At 37.0% G+C, this 17,301-nt stretch carries 15 protein-coding genes, 1 tRNA gene and 2 other annotated features (1 of these 18 running past the window's edge); all 16 genes read left to right on the top strand.

The features are described from left to right. Positions 1–195: a binding site (T-box leader), on the bottom strand (it extends 25 nt beyond the left edge of the window). Between the two features lie 103 nt (positions 196–298). The 16 genes from JOD14_RS01750 (at position 299) to JOD14_RS01675 (ending at position 17,284) form a co-directional block, all read left to right on the top strand. Further along, the gene (locus tag JOD14_RS01750) at positions 299–994 is read left to right on the top strand and encodes an O-methyltransferase (RefSeq protein ID WP_204652969.1); all 696 of its coding nucleotides are present in this window, start codon (positions 299–301) and stop codon (positions 992–994) included. 73 nt (positions 995–1,067) lie between these two features. Beyond that, positions 1,068–1,141: transfer RNA gene (locus JOD14_RS01745), tRNA-Arg, on the top strand. Between the two features lie 389 nt (positions 1,142–1,530). Beyond that, positions 1,531–2,697, top strand: a complete 1,167-nt coding sequence (locus JOD14_RS01740; RefSeq protein WP_204652968.1) for a hypothetical protein — start codon at positions 1,531–1,533, stop codon at positions 2,695–2,697. Between the two features lie 850 nt (positions 2,698–3,547). Next, on the top strand, positions 3,548–4,459 hold the full coding sequence (gene gnd, locus JOD14_RS01735) for a phosphogluconate dehydrogenase (NAD(+)-dependent, decarboxylating) (protein ID WP_204652967.1): 912 nt from the start codon (positions 3,548–3,550) through the stop codon (positions 4,457–4,459). Positions 4,460–4,879: 420 nt separating this feature from the next. Further along, positions 4,880–6,403 carry a 2-isopropylmalate synthase gene (locus tag JOD14_RS01730; RefSeq protein ID WP_204652966.1) on the top strand — a complete coding sequence of 508 codons (1,524 nt, stop codon included), beginning with the start codon at positions 4,880–4,882 and terminating at the stop codon, positions 6,401–6,403. After that, positions 6,400–7,464: a 3-isopropylmalate dehydrogenase gene (leuB, locus tag JOD14_RS01725; RefSeq protein WP_204652965.1), complete on the top strand. Its 1,065-nt coding sequence runs from the start codon at positions 6,400–6,402 to the stop codon at positions 7,462–7,464. Before JOD14_RS01730 ends, leuB begins: the two co-directional genes overlap by 4 nt. Continuing rightward, entirely contained in the window at positions 7,457–8,839 is a 1,383-nt protein-coding gene (gene leuC / locus JOD14_RS01720) for a 3-isopropylmalate dehydratase large subunit (protein ID WP_204652964.1), read from the top strand. The genes leuB and leuC overlap by 8 nt, the downstream gene beginning before the upstream one ends. Continuing rightward, on the top strand, positions 8,840–9,427 hold the full coding sequence (gene leuD, locus JOD14_RS01715; RefSeq protein ID WP_204652963.1) for a 3-isopropylmalate dehydratase small subunit: 588 nt from the start codon (positions 8,840–8,842) through the stop codon (positions 9,425–9,427). Positions 9,428–9,647: 220 nt separating this feature from the next. Further along, positions 9,648–9,719: a sequence feature (ribosomal protein L21 leader region), on the top strand. Positions 9,720–9,740: 21 nt separating this feature from the next. Further along, entirely contained in the window at positions 9,741–10,049 is a 309-nt protein-coding gene (rplU, locus tag JOD14_RS01710) for a 50S ribosomal protein L21 (protein WP_204652962.1), read from the top strand. 22 nt (positions 10,050–10,071) lie between these two features. Then, positions 10,072–10,416 (top strand): ribosomal-processing cysteine protease Prp, encoded by a 345-nt coding sequence (locus JOD14_RS01705; RefSeq protein WP_204652988.1) that lies wholly within the window; start codon positions 10,072–10,074, stop codon positions 10,414–10,416. Positions 10,417–10,428: 12 nt separating this feature from the next. Continuing rightward, positions 10,429–10,722, top strand: a complete 294-nt coding sequence (gene rpmA / locus JOD14_RS01700; protein WP_204652961.1) for a 50S ribosomal protein L27 — start codon at positions 10,429–10,431, stop codon at positions 10,720–10,722. 359 nt (positions 10,723–11,081) lie between these two features. After that, positions 11,082–13,883, top strand: a complete 2,802-nt coding sequence (locus JOD14_RS01695) for a sigma-54-dependent transcriptional regulator (RefSeq protein ID WP_204652987.1) — start codon at positions 11,082–11,084, stop codon at positions 13,881–13,883. Between the two features lie 119 nt (positions 13,884–14,002). Next, the gene (locus tag JOD14_RS01690) at positions 14,003–14,509 is read left to right on the top strand and encodes a mannose/fructose/sorbose PTS transporter subunit IIB (RefSeq protein WP_204652960.1); all 507 of its coding nucleotides are present in this window, start codon (positions 14,003–14,005) and stop codon (positions 14,507–14,509) included. 25 nt (positions 14,510–14,534) lie between these two features. Continuing rightward, a complete protein-coding gene (locus JOD14_RS01685; RefSeq protein WP_204652959.1) occupies positions 14,535–15,518 on the top strand; it encodes a PTS sugar transporter subunit IIB in 984 nt (327 codons plus the stop codon). An 18-nt stretch (positions 15,519–15,536) separates the two neighbouring features. Then, positions 15,537–16,346: a PTS mannose/fructose/sorbose transporter subunit IIC gene (locus tag JOD14_RS01680; protein ID WP_204652958.1), complete on the top strand. Its 810-nt coding sequence runs from the start codon at positions 15,537–15,539 to the stop codon at positions 16,344–16,346. A 23-nt stretch (positions 16,347–16,369) separates the two neighbouring features. Then, positions 16,370–17,284: a PTS system mannose/fructose/sorbose family transporter subunit IID gene (locus JOD14_RS01675; RefSeq protein ID WP_204652957.1), complete on the top strand. Its 915-nt coding sequence runs from the start codon at positions 16,370–16,372 to the stop codon at positions 17,282–17,284. The last annotated feature ends 17 nt before the right edge of the window (positions 17,285–17,301 follow it).

Here is a 17,301-nt window from a genome sequence, read left to right as displayed (position 1 = left end):
GCGGTACCACCTTGTTTGAGTGCGCACTGTTTTTGGCGGCACACTCCACTTGAAAAGCGCTAAGGGCCTTCACCCGATTGTTTTTGACAATCATTACCATTGGTAGGTTCACAAAAAAAGAGGTTATTAAACTTGCAGCCAAGGTTTAACTTTCTGGAAACATTTTTTTGTTACTAGTCCAAATCCTTCTTTAATAGTAATCACAATCGAGTAAAAAAGCAAGTAGAAGTTTTTGATTGCATGAAACAAATGGTTTAACGTATAATAACAAGCAGTGAAGATAAGTGGAGGGAACAAATTGCGTAACGAAATGATGCATCGCCCGATTGTGAAACAAGAAATCGTGGATTACTTAAGAACGAGTCAAAAACAAATTCCAGGAGAGCTAGGAAAAATCCAAAAAGAAGCCAATGAAAAAGGCGTGCCAATTATTCCGCATGAAACGGTGGTTTTTTTACAATTTTTAATGGGGCAATTGAAACCAAAACAAATTTTAGAAATTGGGACCGCCATTGGTTTTTCTTCAAGCTTGATGGCGAAATATGCGGGGCAAGACGCACACGTGACAACCATTGACCGTTTTGACGTGATGATTCGTCAAGCGAAAGAAACGTACCAACGATTAGGGAATGAAGAGCAAGTCACTTTATTGGAAGGACAAGCAGCCGATATTTTTCCAACATTGACCGGCCCTTACGATTTTATCTTTATGGATAGTGCGAAATCAAAATATATTGAATTTTTACCAGAATGTCTACGTTTGCTAAGAAAAGGCGGCGTTTTAATGGTCGATGATATTTTTCAAGCCGGAACCGTCTTAGATCCAATCGAGACAATCCCACGAAGCCAACGAACGATTCATCGAAAATTAAAGTTATTTTTAGATACGATTAATACGCATCCAGACTTAACAACGAGCTTACTACCATTAGGTGACGGGGTCGCTTTAATTACGAAAGAGGCTGACGTTATTACATTTGCACCCAGGGATTAATTTTTAAGAAAAAGCCCAAAAACAATTGACAACAAGAATGAAATTGCTTATAATAATTTTTGTTGTTAAATTTGTACCAGTAGCTCAGCTGGATAGAGCATTCGCCTTCTAAGCGAACGGTCGGGGGTTCGAATCCCTCCTGGTACGTGAATAACCCCATTGGAACATTGGTTTCAATGGGGTTTTTGTGCCGAAATTGTGCCAAATTACCTTGTATCTTGTATTAAGGGAAGTCTAAATTATTATCTACTGAAATAATTGACAAATATTCATAACGTGCCCAATTTTCGAATATTGACTTAAAGTGATTAAAAATAAAAAAATATACATCCTATTAAATAACCACTACTTAAAAACTGTCTCAAATATTGACATTGGTCCATTTCTATGCAAACAATGGATTTGATAGAATCTTTACCGTCATTGGAAATACGTGACTAAGTCAGAATTCTTCTATACAATAAAATTTTTTGGTTAAACTTTTTATTGTATAGAAGAATATAGAGGTTTTATTAACATTAAAATAGGAGGAACTTATGAACGGATTGTTTGGAAATAATATATTTTTTCTGTTTTTATTTGCATGTATTACAATAATGAATTATTCAAGAATGGTTGAGAGTCAAAAAATAATTTTGTTTTATTTGCTGACTTTTGGACTGGCAATTTTAAAAGTAATTAGTGTTATGGATAGTATATTGTATTTAACCATTGTATCATTCTTTTATTTAGAGTTTCTGACAGAGGATGTAATGAAAATAAAATTTGTTAAAAAATTGAAGTACAAAATTACAGATTTTATATTTTTAATGATTGTACAATATAAATTTTTTCTTTTCTTAATAACTTTAATTTTAACAAGTACAAGGGTTCAAACAGGGATAAGTAATTATTTTCCCTATGACAATTGGAATATCAATTTGATAATGGATATATTTTCAATACTTGTATTTTTTATTACAATATTTAAAGTTTCAAAAGAACAATTTAAGATTAGAAGTTTTACCAGTTTATTATCAGATGTTTTTATTCCCCCAATTAATGAAAGTGATTTAATCCCTTATAAACCCTATTTTGAGATATTGATACGAATGGAAGATAAAACATTTTATTTGAGAGAAAACAGCTATAATATTCTTTCATTTGATTTTATATGGATAAAAATAAAGCAATATTGGAATCAAACACAAGAATTGGGCTTTGAGCACAGGGTAAAGGAATATTTTCGTGTTTCTCAAGTGGCAAGGGGATACTCTACACTAGAGATGCAATTATTAAGGACTGTAGCTCTAGAATCAGGATATTATAAGACAATAACTAGAAAAATATTTGAAATTCTTTATACAAATATTATTTTTAAAAGTATGAAGGAATATTATGAGAACAATAATTATGTTAATAACGATAAATTTAAAGACTATCTATTGAGCATATATATTAGTAATGTTAGAACAAAAATAGATGGAGTAGTGTTTACAAAAATGACCAAATATTTAGGAGATAAACCAGAATTTTGGGAAAAAGAAAAATTTTATCTTTCCTGTCTAGGTCTAACATTCCAACCATCTTTTTCTGAGTTTTATGTTTATGAATTGTATAACGACTTAATAGATGATTCTATGTTTGACACTGACAAAATTAGATTAGAGCTGGAAAAATTATCTACATCTGATAGAAATTATTACGGAGGAGATAAAAAGTGAATGAAAAATATGCTCGATAGCATGGAAGACCAACTAAAAATTTAAAGATTATTTTGTAAAATGAAGAGAGTAGCAACTGAAATGGGCCCATAGATAAGGACAGTTTGAAAAAAACATCTTAGCTAGTGAGTCTGTTTTTGTGTACACTAAATATAACAAGAGAAAGGAAAGGCAGGTTAATCAATGACTACTAAGCATTTTACACCAAGCCAGCTCAAAGCTTTACTAGCGAATCCAAATGTCGTTAAAGCAAGTTAAAAAGCAATTACCTATTCCGTTGATTTCAAAATAAAATTCATTGAAGAATATGAACTTGGAAAATTACTAACAAAAATTTTTGAAGAGGCAGGCTTTGATGTTGAAGTAATCGGTACGGATCGAATTAAAAATGCGGTTTTTAGCTGGAAAAAATCGGTGAAACAATCACGAATATCTTCCGTGATTTTCGTTGTTTTCAGAAAGGGTGAAGAAAATTCCGGAAACTATTTCATTGTTTTTTAATTTTGTTTTCATTAATCAAGAACTGAAGTAATTATTGAGTAAAAAATACCTTAAAATAAAAAATAAGATAATTAAATTTATGTAATTTTTACCGAAAAAGGTCAAACGATTGTGGGGTATGGCTTTGTTTGATTTTACAAAAAAGGGTCAAGCTAAGTTGATGAAAAAGGTTAAAAAAACCTAAAATGACAAGCTTTTTTGCTTAAATTAGAATTGTGAAATCCTATTGATTCGCCTATTGACGCTCAAAAATCGCTATGCTAGATTTAAAGACGTTAAACGCCAGGACGTTTTGTAAAATAACAAACCGTACAAGAGTGTGAAGAGAAATCAAGGGGGATATATCATCGTGGAAATGCATCTAATTGGATTAGGGAAAATGGGATTGAACATCGCAGAAAACTTGCTAGAAGGGGGTCATTTGGTCAAAGCTTTTGATACGAATACCGCTTTAGCGACAAAATTGCAAGAAAAGGGCGGCATTTTTTTTCAATCAGTCAATGAGCTATTGACGAGTGCAAAGGCGAATAATGAGCCAAGAATAGTATGGTTAATGTTACCAGCAGGAGAGATTACAAATCGCGTAATGAACGAGTGTTTAACACTGCTTAATCCAAATGATATTTTAATTGATGGTGGAAATTCTAAATATACCGAAAGCAAAATCAATAATCAAAAATTTACTGAAAAAGGGATTCACTTCTTTGATGTCGGTACTTCAGGTGGTGTATCGGGTGCTCGTAATGGCGCGTGTATGATGATTGGCGGCAACAAAGCCGTTTTCCAAACGATTGAGCCAATTTTTGAAAGTTTATGTGTTGAAAATGGTTATCTGTTTTGCGGAGAAGCAGGGAGTGGCCATTATTTAAAAATGATCCACAATGGAATAGAATACGGGATGATGCAAGCAATTGGTGAAGGATTTAATATTTTACATCATTCTGAGTATGATTATGATTTAGAAGGTGTCGCAAAAGTTTTCAATAATGGTTCAGTTATTCGTAGTTGGTTAATGGAATTGACCGAAAATCTACTTTCTGAAGATGCCGCATTAACGGATATCGAAGGGGTGGTGGCTTCATCAGGCGAAGGGAAATGGACCGTTGAAGAAGTTTTACGTCTAGAATTATCAGCTCCAGTTATTACTCAATCACTATTAACGAGATATTCAAGCAAAGATGAAGAAAAATATGGCGAAAAAATCATTGCATCATTGAGAAACCAATTTGGCGGCCATGCGATGACTAAAAAAGGTGAGTAATAAAAGTAAATAAGTTTAAATAATGTCTACCGATTAAATAAAAAACATTAAAAAGCACTTGTAGGAAAAAAATCCTATTGGTGCTTTTTTGAATGATTAAAGTGAGAAAATCAATTAATTATTAAAATAAAATTACAATCAGTGAATATTCAGAAAATTTAAACAAAAGTGTTGACTTCTAGTTCTTATTTCTGTATCTTCTTACTTAAGAAAACTTTGGTTAGGTGATGAAAATGAGAAAAGAAAAGGTTACTGTTAACGTCCAAGTAGAACAATCATTTTTATTATTATTACTTTAGAGAACTCTTTTTTCTGGTTAAAGGAAGAGTTCTGTTCGCATTGCATAAAGAAAATTTCTTTATGGGATGCTTTTTTTATACTTATTTACGAAAAAGGTTATTTAAAAAGGAGTGTTTGATAATGAGTCATATTCAAATTTTTGATACTACTTTAAGAGACGGTGAACAGACACCGGGAGTTAATTTTAATACAAGAGAAAAAGTCCAGTTGGCTTTACAATTAGAAAAATGGGGCGTAGATGCGATTGAAGCGGGTTTTCCAATCACTTCGCCCGGTGATTTTGAAGCGGTAACGGAAATTGCTAAAGTGATTGAAAAAGCATGGGTCGTTGGGTTGGCTCGTTGTCAAAAAAAAGACATCGACCGAGCTTACGAAGCATTACGTTTAGCCAAATATCCGCAAATTCATGTGTTTCTAGCAACGAGTGACATTCATATGCGTGATAAGTTGAAAATGTCGCCGGAAGAAGTTTTAGCTTCAATTAAAGAACACGTTAGCTATGCCCGAACGCTCTTTGAAAAAGTCCAATTTTCACCTGAAGATGCGACACGTACACGTAAGGAATTCTTACTGGAAGCTGTTCAAACAGCCATTGATGCTGGGGCAACGATTATTAATGTGCCAGATACAGTCGGTTTTTCAAATCCAACAGAATACGGGGCGTTGTTTGCTTATTTAACCCAAAATATTCGTAGTGATCAAGAAATTATTTTTTCTTCACATTGTCATGATGATTTGGGAATGGCAACGGCGAATGCGCTAGCCGCAATTGAAAACGGGGCACGCCGAGTCGAAGGGGCTGTCAATGGGATTGGTGAACGAGCAGGGAATACTGCTTTAGAAGAAGTCGCGGTTGCTTTACATATTCGTAAAGATTTTTATCCTGCGCAAACAAAAATTGTTTTAAAAGAAACGAAAAAAACTAGCGATATGGTTGCGCGTTTGTCAGGAATGAATGTACCAAAAAATAAAGCCGTAATTGGTGGCAATGCCTATGCTCATGAATCAGGTATTCACCAAGATGGTGTTTTAAAAAATCCAGAGACTTATGAAATTATTACGCCACAATTAGTTGGGGTTAAAACGAATGCTTTACCTTTAGGCAAGTTATCTGGTCGCCATGCTTTTGCGACAAAAATGCAAGAATTGGGTTATCAGTTGAGTAATGAAGAAATAAAAGAATTGTTTGCGACTTTTAAACAATTAGCAGATAAGAAAAAGCAAGTGACAGATGCCGATTTAATTGCGATTGTTGCTGATCAATTGCGTCAAGAATCGATCGAATGTCAGCTGAAAACTTTGCAATTACAATATGTTTCAAATGGCTTGCAAGGTGCGATTGTTTCGATTGAAGATGAACAAGGTCAAGTGCATACAGCTTCTGCGATTGGACCAGGAAGTATCCAAGGGATTTACAATGCCATTGACCAAATTTATCAGCAAAAGCCACTCTTAACGAGTTATGAAATTTCAGCGATTACCAGTGGTGAAGATGCTCAAGCCGAAGTCTATGTGACTTTGGAAACCGAGAATCAAGCAGAACAAGCAAGTGGGGTTGGTATTGATTTTGATGTCTTGCAAGCTTCAGCCAAAGCTTATATTCAAGCAAGCACCCAATTAAAGAAAAGCGAGGGAAATAAATGAAAAAGAAAATTGTTGTTTTAGCAGGAGATGGCATTGGACCAGAAATTAGCGCTAGTGCACTAAAGGTAATGGAAGCAGCTTTAGGACAAGCAGCTAAGGATTTTGAATGGACGAATTATGCTTTTGGGGGCGCAGGGATTGATGAAAAAGGGGCACCGTTGCCAGAAGAAACCTTGACTGCCTGTCACCAAGCAGATGCCATTTTACTAGGTGCAATTGGCGGACCGAAGTGGGAAAAAGCTGAACAAACACCAGAAATGGGACTGCTCGCGCTACGTAAAGCTTTGAATTTATTTGCCAATATTCGACCAATCCAAGTTCCGGAAGTATTACTGCCACTTTCACCTGTAAAAGAAACGATTGTCCGTGGTACTGACTTCATTATTGTCCGCGAATTAACGAGCGGTATTTACTTTGGGGAACCGAGACATTTAGGTGAAAAAGAGGCCTATGATACGAATCGTTACCATGTTGATGAGATCAAACGAATTGTTCGGCAAGCATTTAAAATTGCACAAACGAGAAAGAAAAAAGTTTTATCCGTTGATAAAGCCAACGTTTTGGCAACAAGCAAGTTATGGCGTCAAGTCGCAGAAGAAGTTGCTTTGGAATTTCCAGATTGTACCTTAGCGCATCAATACGTCGATTCAGCAGCGATGAAAATCATTCAAAATCCAACCGATTTCGATGTCATTGTGACCGAAAATTTATTTGGCGATATTTTAAGTGATGAAGCATCGGTCTTGCCAGGAACTTTGGGGGTCTTGCCAAGTGCTAGTTATGGGGTTTCTGGTGTCGCATTATACGAACCAATTCACGGTTCAGCGCCAGATATCGCTGGTAAAAATATTGCCAACCCAGTTTCGATGATTTTGTCGGTAGCGATGATGTTACGAGAATCTTTTGAGCAAATTGAAATAGCGGCTGCGATTGAAACAGCTTGTTTTAAAGTGATGGAAGCCGGTGTTTTAACAACGGATTTGGGCGGCCAAGCGACAACAACCGAATTTACCGATAAAGTGATTGACTATCTAAAAAAAGGAGAGGGTACCAATGAGTAAAACATTATTTGATAAAGTTTGGGAACGCCATGTCGTTACTGGCGATGAAGGCGAAGCGCAATTGTTATATATCGATTTACAAATGATTCATGAAGTAACTTCTCCCCAAGCCTTTGAAGGGCTACGAATGGCTGGTCGGAGTGTTCGTCGGCCAGATAAAACGTTTGGAACGATGGACCATAACGTTCCTACCCAAGATATTTTTACGATTACTGATTTAGTTTCGAAAAAGCAAATGGATACGTTGAGAGCAAATTGTGAAGAATTTGGAATTGAACTTTGCGATAATGGCTCAGACCGCCAAGGAATTGTCCATATGGTTGGTCCTGAAGTTGGTCTTACTCAACCAGGCAAGACGATTGTTTGTGGGGACTCTCACACCGCAACACATGGTGCATTTGGCGCAATTGCTTTTGGGATTGGAACAAGTGAAGTGGAACATGTTTTGGCAACGCAATGTTTATGGCAAAAAAAACCAAAACGTATGGGGGTTAAAGTTACTGGAACTTTGAAACCTGGTGTTTATGCAAAAGATATTATTTTAGCCTTAATTGCGACGTATGGGGTAGACTTTGGTGTTGGTTATGCGGTTGAATTTTATGGCGAGACGGTCTCTGCTTTATCGATGGAAGAGCGGATGACGATTTGTAATATGTCAATTGAAGGGGGCGCCAAAATAGGGATGATGGCACCTGATGAAAAGACATTTGCATATGTGAAAGGTCGCGAATACGCACCAAAAGATTTTGATGCGGCATTACAAGATTGGCAAAGCCTTTATACGGATGATGAAAGTGCTTTTGATAAAATTTTGACGCTCGATGCCAATCAACTGGCTCCGTATGTTACTTGGGGAACGAACCCAGAAATGGGCATTTCAATTGAAGATGTTTTCCCAGAAATTAAAGACCATAATGACCGCCAAGCTTATGAGTACATGGATTTACATCCAGGGCAAAAGGCAGCTGATATTCCAATTGAATATGTCTTTATCGGTTCGTGTACCAACGGACGCTTATCTGACTTAGAAGAAGCCGCTCGTTTCATTCACGGAAAAAAAGTGAAAGAAGGCGTAACTGCAATTGTCGTTCCAGGCTCACGACCTGTTCGTCACGCTGCTGAAAAAATTGGTTTAGATCAAGTCTTTATTGAAGCAGGGTTTGAATGGCGTGAACCAGGTTGCTCCATGTGTTTAGGGATGAACCCGGATAAAGTTCCTGAATTTGTTCATTGTGCGTCAACGTCAAACCGAAATTTTGTTGGTCGTCAAGGGAAAAATGCACGTACACACTTATGTAGTCCTGCAATGGCGGCTTTGGCTGCGATTCATGGACAATTTGTGGATGTCCGTGAAGTCATTAAGGAGGGAATTTAAATGGAAGCTTTTACGATTCACCAAGGAAAATCGGTTCCTTTTATGAATGATAACGTGGATACGGATCAAATTATTCCTAAGACCTATTTAAAACGAATTGAAAAAACGGGGTTTGGCGAATTTTTATTTGACGATTGGCGTTATTTAAGAGACCGTAGCTTGAACCCGGATTTTATTTTAAATGAAGAACAATACCAAGGCGCAACGATTTTAGTTAGTGGCGAAAACTTTGGTTCCGGTTCTTCGCGTGAGCATGCGGCGTGGGCTTTAATGGACTATGGATTTAAAACGGTTATTGCCGAAAGTTTTAGTGATATCTTTTATATGAACGCAGTGAAGAATGGACTTTTACCAATCGTTTTAGAAAAAGCTGAAATTGCTGCCCTTGCAAAAATTACGGCAGACACCCCTGTGACGGTAGACTTGCCAAATCAAGTAGTCAAAGTTTTAAATCACACATTCTCTTTTGAAATTGATAGCAGTTGGAAACACCGACTAGTAAATGGTTTGGATGAAATTGGTGAAACGCTTTTTGTAGCTGATCAAATTACAGCTTATGAAGAGACGATTCCTTCTTATCGAGCATAAAAAATAAAGTAGTGACCGACAGACAAAGGTCACTACTTTATTTTTAATAACTTTAAATCAATATTCGAAAATTGGTCACGTTATGAATACTTGGTAATTATTCAGCAGGCATTAATTAAGCATAGTACTGAAAAGAAAATGATAAATTCCTGAAAATACAACTTTCTTATTGACGAAGAAATAACTTTTTGCTAAAATAGGATTGTTGTAATTGTGGACTCCACAGCTACAACCGCACAGAATAAGTTTTTAAGTACGAAAGTCACTTAGGATGGCGAGTCTAAGTCTATATTATAAGGAGGTGCTTGATAGCATGTACGCAATTATCAAAACTGGTGGTAAACAAGTGAAAGTTGAGGTAGGTCAAGCAATTTACGTTGAAAAATTAAACGTAGAAGCTGGCGAAACAGTAACTTTTGACGAAGTAATCTTAGTTGGTGGCGAAACAACAAAAGTTGGCGCTCCGACTGTTGCAGGTGCAACTGTTGAAGGAACAGTTGAGAAACACGGTAAACAAAAGAAAGTTGTTACTTTCAAATACAAACCGAAAAAAGATTCTCACCGTAAACAAGGTCATCGTCAACCATACACTAAAGTAGTTATTAATGCCATTAACGCATAATAAATTACAGATAGGAAAAACGATGATTAAAGGAACATTTAAACGCAATGAGTCTGGTCGTATTAAATCTTTTGAATTAAGTGGCCATGCAAATGCAGGTGAATATGGGAGCGATATTGTTTGTGCAGCGGTTTCTGCATTAGCAATTAATACTGTAAATGGTATTGATGCTTTAGCAGGAGTAACGCCGATGATTGAAGCCGATGAAGTCAATGGAGGTCAACTTTTTGTTGAAATTCCAAGTCATCTGACACAAGAACAGACAAACATTACTCAAATTTTACTTGAAAATTTGTTATTAGGACTTCAAGACGTTCAAAAAGAAAACAATCAATTTATCGAAATTCAAACTTTAACGAAACAATAGGAGGTGCATCTGATGTTGATGAAAATGAATTTACAATTCTTCGCTCACAAAAAAGGTGGAGGTTCGACTTCTAACGGTCGTGACTCTCAATCAAAACGTTTAGGCGCTAAACGTGCTGACGGTCAAACAGTTACAGGTGGTTCAATCCTTTACCGCCAACGTGGAACTAAAATCCATCCAGGATTAAACGTTGGAATCGGTGGCGACGATACTTTATATGCAAAAGTTGACGGTGTGGTACGTTTCGAACGTAAAGGCCGCGACAGAAAACAAGTATCCGTTTATCCTGTAGCAGTAGAAGCTTAAGAAATGATAGCTCAAAACCCTTGATATGATTGGGTTTTGAGCTTTTTTATGTTTTAAGATAAATTATTGAATACGTTAATCTAAAAAATAATAGAATTAATTCACTTTTCAATTGTCTTTGCTTTTTTCATCCTGGATGTATCAGGGAGTCAGAAATTTTTATGGTTGCTTTGTGTGTTGCTATTTATTTTATGGCTATTTTTATGAGAAACTTAGTGTTACCAAAATTACTGGGAGCGTTTCTGATTTTGGACGAGGCTTAGGCTAGTTATTTTTTTCTTCTGCTTAAATTAATGCTATTATTGGAAAAAAATTAAAATATCGTTATACTTAAAGAAAAGGGGGGGAGCAAAGTGGGGATGACTAAACGCCAACAATCAATATATGACTTTATACTCGAACAAATTCGTTTGAATAGTGAAAACCAATTGTTTACAACGCAAGAAATTGCGGAAGAACTTTCTTTACAACGTTCCAATGTAAGTAAAGACTTAAACGAATTTGTTCGAAAAGGGCTGATGATTAAATTAGTCGGACGCCCCGTACGGTATCAATTACAAAATACTCCTTCTTCCGTTGAAGCAGAAGTTTTGCATCAACATTCTGCCAGTCCTCAGCTACCATCTAAACAAAGCGATGTACCAATCGCGAAATCAGATGTTTTTTCACAATTAATTGGGAATCAAAGTAGTTTAAAAAATGCTGTTGAACAAGCCAAAGCGGCTGTTTTGTATCCGCCTAAAGGGTTAGATTGCTTGATCACAGGGCCAACTGGTTCGGGGAAAACACATTTTGCGCATAGTATGTTTCAGTACGCACAAGAAAGACAAATTATTGGACTTGATAAAAAATTAATTGTTTTTAATTGCGCGGATTACGCGAATAGTCCAGAGTTATTGATGAGTCATTTATTTGGTTATGTGCAAGGTGCTTTTACTGGAGCAGATAGTGAAAGAAAAGGTTTGATTGATGAGGCAGATCATAGCATTTTGTTTTTAGATGAAATTCATCGCCTGCCACCAGAAGGGCAAGAGATGATTTTTTATTTAATGGACTATGGAACTTATGGCCGTTTAGGAGAACTAGGAAAAAATCGACAAGCAAACGTTCGAATTGTTGGAGCGACAACTGAAAATACGAATTCAGTTTTACTTGATACTTTTTTGCGTCGGATTCCTATTCATATTCAGTTGCCTGCTTTTGAACAACGAACGACGGAAGAGAAAATCGATTTTATTCAATTGATGATTGCCCAAGAAGCGACTCGAATTAATCGTCGGATTTCTTTAACAGAAGAAGTGGTGAAGGCGTTAATTGGTAGTGTCGGTTTTGGAAATATTGGTCAATTAAAATCAAGTGTCCAATTAGCTTGTGCTCGCGGATTTTTAAATCATTTAAATCAAAGTCAAATCGATTTAACGCTAGCAGATTTACCAGATGGTATTCAAAATGGCTTGCCATCTTTTTCAAACAATCGGGAAGAAGCACTTGAATTTTCGCATTATTTATCGTCTGGCTTAGTCGTTGATCCAGGTGAAGAATTTTCAGTTCGTTATTCCGATAGCTATGAGCTCCCATATAATTTATATGAAATAATTGGCGACAAGGCGACATTATTAAAAGAAGAAGGAGTTAGTCAAAAGGAAATTAATGACTTTATTACACGCGATATTCATATTCATTTGCAATCTTTTTATAAAAATCACGGTTTTTCATTCTCAGCAGAGAGTAAATTAAGTGAATTTGTTGACCCAAAGGTTGTTGAATTGACACGCATGATTTATGAACAAATTAAAGAACACTTATCTGAAGGGATGGCCCGTAATTTTTTATATGCGATGAGCTTACATATAAGTTCTTTTTTGAAAAAACATGCAATCAATGAAGAACGGCATCTCAATCCTAATATTCGCCGAATGGTAGCGGACTATCCGCTTGAGTTTGAGTTGGCTACATCGATGAAAAAACAAATTTCGAGTTATTTTTCAATTACAGTGCCTGAAGAAGAAATCTATTATTTAGCGGCACTTTTAATTTCGCTCAGTCGTAATTTAGTGAAAGGTCGCGTTGGGCTAGTGGTGGCGGCTCATGGAAAAAGTACGGCTTCAAGTATGGCCGAAGTTGCTCGCCAATTGCTAGGGACTGACCACCCATTAGCCGTAGATATGCCACTAGAGATGTCGCCGAAAACGGCTTATGAAAAAATCAAGGAAGCTGTTTGTCAATCAGATCAAGGTTACGGGGTCTTATTATTAGTTGATATGGGCTCTTTAACAAGTTTTGGCGAAAGGTTGTATCAAGAAACCGGCATTTATGTTGAGACCCTTGATATGGTAACAACACCGATTGTACTTGAAGGAACAAGGAAAGCGGAAACCCTCGGGACGACATTGACTGATTTAGTTGATTCTTTAAAAGAATTTCAAGGATACCATGCTTTTCAAGTAGAAGAAGAAAAAACAGGATCAGAGAAACCGCAAGCGATTTTAGCAATTTGTGCTTCCGGTCAAGGGACAGCGCAAAGAATTAAAGAAATGATTGAAGCGACATTGCATAAAAAGAATTTTAATCATCTTGTTGTGGTTGCAGAATCGGTTGTTGAAATTGAAAAAAAACTACCGCTGTTGCAAAAAAAATACAACTTTTTGGCGACAACAGGTATTGTAGATCCAAAAATCCAAGCGCCGCACATCTCGCTAGAAAGATTGCTTCATTCGGATTTAGATTGTTTATTAGAGCAAATTATGTTAGGCGAAATTACTGAAAACGAAAGTGAGCTTGAGTTTGAAGATTTCAAAAACATTTGCCAGACGGAAATGGAGAAAACGGTGATGTTTTTAAACCCTGCCAAAGCGTTTGAACCGTTGTGGCAAATAAGCAGTGATTTGCTGGAAGAGTGGTGTCATGGAAAGACGACGCCTGCCTTTCATATGAATTTTGTCTTGCACTTAAGTGGTGTGATTGAAAGAAATATCTTGAATCAGTCTTTAGAAGGTTCCTTGGAGCAAGTAGATTTTGTAAAAAAACATCCGCAAAAAGAAAAGCTCGATCGGCATTTACTCGTTTTAGAAGAAACATTCCATTTAACGATTTCGATGATTGAACGTTATTATTTATTAATGATGCTAGAACAACAAGAAAATACACATGAAATACACTAGAAGAACTGTATTCTGCTAGTGTATTTTATTTTTGGTTCAAAAGATTGAGAAAAGCTTAATAGTGTATCGAAATACTTGGCATACTTTTTGCTTGTATAGACATGAGAGGAGGAGTATTTATGTGTAGGGGTGAGAAATTAAATCTTCAATTGGCGCGGATTGACGATCGTTTGATTCACGGACAAGTTGCGACGGCTTGGACAAAAGCTACTAATGTTGCTCGAATTATTGTCATTAGTGAAGAAGTTGCCAAGGACCCTCTACGTAAGTTTTTATTGCAAGAAGCTGCCCCGCCAGGAGTGAAAGCGAATGTCGTAACGGTCGAAAAATTTGTTTCAGTTTATCAAAGTCAATTATTTCAAGATCAAAAGATTATGCTCTTATTCACGCAGCCACAAGAAGTGGTCGCACTTATTCAACAAGGAATCGCGATTAAAAGCGTCAATATCGGCGGCATGCGGTTTCAAGTTGGTAAAAAAATGGTTACGAATTTTATATCAGTTGATGAAGAAGACGTTGCTGCATTTCGATTTTTGGCAGAGCACGGGGTGGAACTTGAAGTGCGAAAAGTTCCAAATGATCGGAAAATTTATTTGAATGAATTATTAGAAAAATCATTCAAGTAAGAATGAAAAAAGAGGAGGTAAAACGATGGTAGGAATTATCCTAGCAAGTCATGGAGAATTTGCAAACGGTTTGATGCAATCAGGGAGTATGATTTTTGGCGAACAAGCAAATGTGGCTGCCTGTATTTTAAATCCAAGCGAAGGCCCAGATGATGTCAGACGAAAGATGGAAGAAGCGATTGCGACTTTTGAAGACCAAACGCAAGTCTTATTTTTAGTTGATTTATGGGGAGGAACGCCTTTTAACCAAGCCAACAACTTGTTTGAAGCACACAAAGATACGTGGGCGATTGTAGCAGGTATGAATTTACCAATGTTAATTGAAGCCTATGCGGCAAGACTTTCAATGAATACTGCTCATGAAGTAGCCGCTGCAATTATTAGTACAGCCAAAGAAGGCGTGAAAGTGAAACCAGAAGAATTGGAACCAGCAGATGCAGTGTCAGTTACTGCGGCACCAAGTCCTGTTCAAGGCGCGATTCCAGAGGGGACGGTTTTGGGCGATGGCAAAATTAAGTTTGTCTTAACTCGGGTTGACTCTCGCTTGTTACACGGACAAGTGGCTACTGCTTGGACAAAAGCGACCAATCCAAGTCGGATTATTGTTGTATCTGACGCGGTATCAAAAGATGATTTACGTAAAAAACTAATTGAGCAAGCAGCCCCACCAGGAGTAAAAGCAAACGTCATTCCAGTTGATAAAATGATTCAAATTGCAAAAGATCCACGTTTTGGTGATACAAAGGCCTTATTATTATTTGAAAATCCACAAGACGTTGTTCGCGTAATTGAAGGTGGCGTTGATATTAAAGAAGTCAACGTGGGTTCAATGGCTCACTCAACAGGAAAAGTAGTTGTTAATAAAGTGTTATCTATGGGCAATGACGACGTGGCGGCATTTGAAAAATTAAAATCACAAGGCGTGGTTTTTGACGTGCGTAAAGTACCGAATGATTCAAAAGATAACATGGATGAACTAATTAAAAAAGCAAAAAGAGAGCTTGCTTAAAATCAGAGGAGGTTTATTATGTCGGACTTAAATGTAATTCAAATCGTTTTAGTTGTATTTGTTGCCTTTTTAGCCGGGATGGAAGGGATTTTAGATGAATTTCAATTCCATCAACCGCTTGTGGCTTGTACTTTAATCGGTCTTGTAACTGGAAATTTAGAGATAGGTATTATGTTAGGCGGGTCTTTACAAATGATTGCTCTTGGTTGGGCGAATATTGGAGCCGCAGTTGCACCGGATGCGGCACTTGCGTCGGTTGCGGCAGCTATTATTTTAGTTTTAGGTGGTCAAGGGAAAGCTGGTATTCCAGCGGCGATTGCGATTGCGATTCCTTTGGCGGTGGCTGGTTTATTCTTAACAATGGTTGTTCGAACTTTAGCGGTACCGATTGTGCATTTAATGGATAAAGCAGCAGAAGAGGGAAATTATCGTAAAATTGAAGTTTTACAAGTCGTAGCGATTTGTATGCAAGGGGTTCGAATTGCAATCCCAGCAGGCGCCCTTTTATTTATCCCAGCAGAAGTGGTACAAAAATCTTTAGAATCCATGCCAGCTTGGTTAACGGATGGGATGGCAATTGGTGGTGGTATGGTTGTTGCGGTTGGGTATGCTCTTGTTATTAATATGATGGCAACGAAAGAAGTTTGGCCGTTCTTTGTTTTAGGTTTTGTGGTTGCAGCGTTATCAGAATTGACTTTAATTGCCATTGGTGCGATTGGTGTCGCGTTGGCTTTAATTTACTTAAATTTATCAAAAATGGGTGGTTCTTCTTCCGGTGGCGGTAGCAGCTCTGGAGACCCTCTTGGCGATATTTTAAATGATTATTAAACGATAAAGGAGGAAAAATCACAATGGCAGAAGAAAAAATTCAATTAAGTAAGAAAGACCGCTTAGCTGTTGCTTGGCGTTCCACTTTTATTCAAGGATCATGGAACTATGAACGGATGCAAAATGGCGGATTCGCGTTTTCGATGATTCCCGCAATTAAAAAGTTGTATCAAACAAAAGAAGAGCGTTCGGCGGCTTTAAAACGCCACTTAGAATTCTTTAACACCCATCCTTATATTGCTTCACCGATTATTGGTGTGACCTTAGCGTTGGAAGAAGAACGTGCGAATGGTGCGCCAGTTGATGATGTCGCAATTCAAGGGGTTAAAGTAGGGATGATGGGTCCGCTAGCTGGGATTGGTGATCCAGTCTTTTGGTTTACGGTTCGTCCGATGTTAGGTGCTTTAGGTGCTTCCCTTGCGATGTCGGGGAATATTTTAGGTCCAATTATTTTCTTTTTAGCTTGGAATATTATTCGTTGGGGCTTTATGTGGTACACGCAAGAATTTGGCTACAAAGCAGGATCTGCGATTACTGATGATTTATCTGGTGGTCTCTTGCAAGATGTGACAAAAGGCGCCTCAATTTTAGGGATGTTTGTATTAGCCTCACTTGTTCAACGATGGGTAAATATTTCTTTTGTCCCAATTGTTTCAAAAGTTACTTTATCAGATGGTGCCTATATTGAATGGGATAAAATTCCGTTTTCAAGTGAGGGATTGCAACAAATTTTTGGTGAAATAGCTTCAGGAAAAGCCTTATCTGATGTAAAAATTACAACGCTCCAAGATAACCTTGATCAACTAATTCCTGGTTTAGCTGGCTTATTAATCACGTTACTTTGTATGTGGTTATTGAAGAAAAAGGTTTCACCGATTATTATTATTTTAGGCTTATTTGTAGTAGGGATTTTGGGTCATGTTGTAGGCTTATTATAAGAAATTAAAGGGGGAAG

The sequence above is a fragment of the Enterococcus lemanii genome, from assembly GCF_016909125.1.
Taxonomy (GTDB): Bacteria; Bacillota; Bacilli; order Lactobacillales; family Enterococcaceae; genus Enterococcus_I; species Enterococcus_I lemanii.
The sequence above is the reverse complement of the archived record's forward strand: the minus strand, read 5'-3'. Positions and strand labels throughout refer to the sequence as shown.

Excerpts from the sequence above, each read along its gene's own strand:
- JOD14_RS01730 (WP_204652966.1), top strand. The coding sequence starts at position 4,880 with ATGAGTCATATTCAAATTTTTGATACTACTTTAAGAGACGGTGAACAG.
- leuC (WP_204652964.1), top strand. The coding sequence starts at position 7,457 with ATGAGTAAAACATTATTTGATAAAGTTTGGGAACGCCATGTCGTTACT.
- JOD14_RS01675 (WP_204652957.1), top strand. The coding sequence starts at position 16,370 with ATGGCAGAAGAAAAAATTCAATTAAGTAAGAAAGACCGCTTAGCTGTT.
- JOD14_RS01680 (WP_204652958.1), top strand. The coding sequence starts at position 15,537 with ATGTCGGACTTAAATGTAATTCAAATCGTTTTAGTTGTATTTGTTGCC.
- leuD (WP_204652963.1), top strand. The coding sequence starts at position 8,840 with ATGGAAGCTTTTACGATTCACCAAGGAAAATCGGTTCCTTTTATGAAT.
- JOD14_RS01740 (WP_204652968.1), top strand. The coding sequence starts at position 1,531 with ATGAACGGATTGTTTGGAAATAATATATTTTTTCTGTTTTTATTTGCA.
- rpmA (WP_204652961.1), top strand. The coding sequence starts at position 10,429 with ATGTTGATGAAAATGAATTTACAATTCTTCGCTCACAAAAAAGGTGGA.
- JOD14_RS01690 (WP_204652960.1), top strand. The coding sequence starts at position 14,003 with ATGTGTAGGGGTGAGAAATTAAATCTTCAATTGGCGCGGATTGACGAT.
- JOD14_RS01695 (WP_204652987.1), top strand. The coding sequence starts at position 11,082 with ATGACTAAACGCCAACAATCAATATATGACTTTATACTCGAACAAATT.
- rplU (WP_204652962.1), top strand. The coding sequence starts at position 9,741 with ATGTACGCAATTATCAAAACTGGTGGTAAACAAGTGAAAGTTGAGGTA.
- JOD14_RS01705 (WP_204652988.1), top strand. The coding sequence starts at position 10,072 with ATGATTAAAGGAACATTTAAACGCAATGAGTCTGGTCGTATTAAATCT.
- leuB (WP_204652965.1), top strand. The coding sequence starts at position 6,400 with ATGAAAAAGAAAATTGTTGTTTTAGCAGGAGATGGCATTGGACCAGAA.
- JOD14_RS01685 (WP_204652959.1), top strand. The coding sequence starts at position 14,535 with ATGGTAGGAATTATCCTAGCAAGTCATGGAGAATTTGCAAACGGTTTG.